The organism is Candidatus Nanopelagicales bacterium (assembly GCA_030700225.1).
In the GTDB taxonomy this organism is placed as follows: domain Bacteria; phylum Actinomycetota; class Actinomycetes; order S36-B12.
This window is the reverse complement of the sequence record JAUYJT010000074.1, coordinates 1-3,713: the sequence shown is the minus strand read 5'-3', so window position 1 is coordinate 3,713 and position 3,713 is coordinate 1. Positions and strand designations below refer to the sequence as shown.

The 3,713-nt window shown below is 66.1% G+C and carries 5 protein-coding genes and 1 CRISPR repeat array; of the genes, 2 read left to right on the top strand and 3 right to left on the bottom strand.

Features of this window, described 5'->3' with window-relative positions; translation table 11 throughout:
* Together Q8P38_11930 and Q8P38_11925 are read right to left on the bottom strand one after the other, a co-directional pair.
* Positions 1–697 (bottom strand): DDE-type integrase/transposase/recombinase (locus Q8P38_11930; protein ID MDP4015307.1); only part of this gene is annotated, 697 nt, incomplete at its 3' end.
* A gap of 60 nt (positions 698–757) precedes the next feature.
* Positions 758–1,384: a hypothetical protein gene (locus Q8P38_11925; protein MDP4015306.1), complete on the bottom strand. Its 627-nt coding sequence runs from the start codon at positions 1,382–1,384 to the stop codon at positions 758–760.
* Positions 1,385–1,598: 214 nt separating this feature from the next.
* A CRISPR array of direct repeats spans positions 1,599–1,898; the repeat unit is 36 nt; unit sequence AGTCTACTCGCCTTGGATATGCGCACTCACCGGAAC.
* Positions 1,899–2,004: 106 nt separating this feature from the next.
* Here Q8P38_11925 and Q8P38_11920 point away from each other — a divergent pair.
* Positions 2,005–2,394 (top strand): hypothetical protein, encoded by a 390-nt coding sequence (locus Q8P38_11920; protein ID MDP4015305.1) that lies wholly within the window; start codon positions 2,005–2,007, stop codon positions 2,392–2,394.
* A 25-nt stretch (positions 2,395–2,419) separates the two neighbouring features.
* Here Q8P38_11920 and Q8P38_11915 read toward each other — a convergent pair whose 3' ends face one another.
* Positions 2,420–3,025 (bottom strand): hypothetical protein, encoded by a 606-nt coding sequence (locus Q8P38_11915; protein ID MDP4015304.1) that lies wholly within the window; start codon positions 3,023–3,025, stop codon positions 2,420–2,422.
* 310 nt (positions 3,026–3,335) lie between these two features.
* Between Q8P38_11915 and Q8P38_11910 the strand changes: the two genes are divergently transcribed.
* Positions 3,336–3,713, top strand: a 378-nt coding sequence (locus Q8P38_11910) for a glycogen debranching enzyme GlgX (protein ID MDP4015303.1), incomplete at its 3' end; no start/stop codon positions are given.

Below are 3,713 nucleotides of genomic sequence, written 5' to 3'. Positions count from 1 at the left end.
ACATGGCCCCGTTATCGACGTAGCATTGGGCAGGACACCCGCGCGCGGCGAGCGCGAGTTTGAGGGTTTCGCGAAGCGCGACAGCGTTCTCCGCGTACCCCCAGCGGGCCGCGACAACGGCCCGGGAATGATCGTCGATGAACGCGATCAGGATCGCTTTGCGGCCCGCGATGTGGGGTCCGTGCAGGGCGTCACCGACCCACCGCACATTCGGTCGGTCCGCTTCGAACCGGCCGAACACCGCCAGCGGTGCGCCATCGCGGCGGTGGCGTGTCAGACCGGCGGCGGCGAAGTGCCGTTGCAGCGTCCGGGCCGACGGCGCGAACCCGTTGTGAGCGGCGAGTACGACCGCGACCTGGGCGGCGGTGCGATCCGGTGCCTCCTTCTTCAACGCCACCGCCAGCTCCAATACCTCTGCTGGTGTGTGGGCCATGACCCGCCGCGGTACCGGAACGAGCGCGGCGAACCCGCCGACGCGGTAGTTCCGGATCCATCGGTCCAGGCTCGCCCGCGAGACCGTCACCGGTGCGCCGAACGGTCCCGGATGTGACCTGGCGGCGATGGCCCGGACTTCCCGACCGCGCTGCTTGGTGCTCAACGCCGGATCGAGCGCGTCCTGGATGAGCCCGTAGCGGAACAGGCCCACCTCCCGAGCCCGGGCCCTGCGGGCGTTGTCTTGGTTCTGTTCCTCGCTCATGCTGACTGCCTCCGATCTTGTCGACCCGCCTGGTGCGGGCCGATAAGACAGCCAACCGCGTTACGGCTCAGCCGCCAAGGGTGAGTTGGTGTTGCGACCGCCAGCCCATCGCGGCGTCAGGTCCGGGCCGGACGGAACCAGCAGCCGACCACCGGTCAGGACCGCGGCCAACCGCCACGGCGAGCACGAACCACCCAAACGGCGGGCCATCGCGGCCGACAGTGCCCCAAGCAGTTCGGCCACCGCCGCGACCGGATCAGATGTCGGGACCGGGGCCACGAACTCGGTGCCGAGCTGCGCCGCGGCAGCGGCCAGGACCGCCAGAACCCGCGCGGCGACCGCGACCATCCGGCGCAACCAGCCCCGCACCGTCGAAGCCGGCACGTCAAGCAACACCGCGATCGAGCGGTGTCCCGCGCCGCTGGCCTTGGCCAGCAGCGCCACGCCGATCACCGTCACAGCGTCCGCCCGACGCAGCAACACACTCGCCGGTAGCAGCACCTGCGTGCGCCCGCATCCCCGACACCGCCCCCGGCGCGGCCGCAGCCGACCCGCCCCGCGAACGACCCGCTCCCGAGCCCAACCCCACGGCCCGAGCACAGCCCCGCAGCCAACGTCGGGGCAGTCCAGAAGTCCCGCGCGCAGGTCGCGTTCGACCGCCGCTTCGTCTAGTCCTACTGTGATCATCGGGTGCACTCCAATGCACCAAGACGGCCCTTCCGTGTCATCTAAGACAAACGGAGGGGCCGTCGCCCATCCTTCGCTACATCCTCACTATGACGACGCACATGAACAACTACATGACGGGGTCCCATGCGGCCCCCGCGTCGCTGAAAGACCAGCCCACCGTGACGGCATCATCCTCAGCCAGCCTGGCGGTCAACAGTATTGATCATGTCCGAGTCTACTCGCCTTGGATATGCGCACTCACCGGAACATGTGGCGGGTCATGTCCGTGGTGTGGTCCAGTCTACTCGCCTTGGATATGCGCACTCACCGGAACTGACTGGAAATGCCCGCGTGGATGGAAATGAGTCTACTCGCCTTGGATATGCGCACTCACCGGAACATGCGCGATGCGTGGGACGCCACCATCTGAAGTCTACTCGCCTTGGATATGCGCACTCACCGGAACAGGTCCTGTAAGCGCCTTAGCGGGCCTAGAAGTTTACTCGCCTTGGATATGCGCACTCACCGGAACGCAGGGGCTTCATGGGCACGAGTTTGCCACGCTGAGGGGCGAGTGTCACCTCGAGGTGCGGCGCCGTAGGCGCGCCACGGTGGCGCGGAGAGGGGATGATGTGAGGATGAGGTTTCGATATGCGGCTGCCGCGGCCGTACTGGCCCTGGTCGCGCCCACGGTGCCATCGGCGGCTGTTGTCGAGCCGATGCCCGGGCCGCGCGTGGTCGAGTACCGTGACGCCCGCCCGTGCGAGGTCGGAAGAATCCTGGTGAAGGTGCGCGCGCCGAAGCGCTATCGGGGCCGGTTGGTGCGCGACCCGGTGATGGAGACCCGTGTCTATGCGTACGGGCGACGAATACAGCGGAAACGCGCTGAGAAGCGAACGGCGAACGTGTTCGTCAAGAAGTGCCCGATACCGGCGGAGTTGCGGGGAGCGACTCTGAAGGTGGTGTTCCGTTGGGGCGCCCGGGGCTTGCCGTGGTCGGAGCCGACGCGGGTCGGATTGGCGTTCTGATTCTGTCCAGGCGCGGCTGGTCCCCCTAGGCGTCGGCCGTCGAGTCGCTGTTGTCCGAGCTGTTTCTGTTCCAGGGGAGCATCCTGCCTAGGAACAGCAGGACGGGCGGCGCGAGCATGATCCCCCCACCAACGGTTTGCCCTATGAGGAACAGGATGAACGCCGCGCCTGTCGTGAGCAGATAGAGGACGATGACCCAGCTCGACCCACGGCGATCCATGTCGATGTCATGCGCGAGTCGGCGGTCTCGGCGTTTCGACTCGTCTATGGTCCATGCGTCAGTCCAGGCAAGCATGCGATCCTGAACGCGCCCGGGGTATGCCGTGAAGTCCGCAGGGCGAGGCAAGAGCCCGGACCAGGCTTGTTGTTGCTCGACTAGATGAGTGAGTGTCTGGACTACCTGGAGGACTTCTTCCTGTTCGACGTGGCCGATTTCCGTGCCGTGGTCGCTTGCCACGACATCCGTGGGTCTAGCGACCTGCGCACTTCGAGCATCGTCTCGGGGCTGCGTGAGGTTCGGCCCATCAGGATGTCCACCCCCCGGAGTAGTGTCTGGGTCATCTTGTTCTCCCTGCAACTCGTCCCCTGTCTTGTCGTCACCAGAGTAAAGCAGAAGCGTACAGCGACGCATAGCGGATCGGGACAGAGGTTATTACGTGTAGCCTACTCGCCTTGGATATGCGCACTCACCGGAACTCATCGCTCTCTCCTGTCGGATCCAGCGCACACACCTTCCTAGTCGGCACCGCTGATCGGGTCGACCGGCGCAGCAGGGTCGGCACCAGCGTGGCGAATCCCCGGGGATACGCGGCTTGCGCGCCCACGCAAACTGCTCCAGGACGGCGCATTCGGGGATCTGCCCTACCGTCGGCCAGTTCTCATATAGCGTCAGAACCGGGCTGCCAGACTCCACCTTCAGACCGGTCCAACGCGAGGCAACAATGTCCGACAACACGGCCTGGCCGGGGCACTCCGCCCCGCTCGGAGTCACTCACGACGGGCTCGGGGTCAACGTCGCCGTCTGGTCCGATGGAGCCGAATCTGTCGAGTTCTGCGTGTTCGACGCCAACGGGGCAGAGCGCCGATTCCAGCTTGCGGAGCACACGTTCCACGTCTTCCACGGCTACATCCCCGGTGTGGACCCAGGCGCACAGTACGGCTTCCGCGTCAACGGCCCTTGGGACCCGGCGCGCGGTCTGAGGTACAACCCGGCGAAGCTACTGATCGACCCGTATGCCAAAGCGATAACCGGAATCCTGCGGGACCACCCAGCCGCCTCCGGAAGCATCGGCGATGACCTGACCCGCAACGACGAGGAC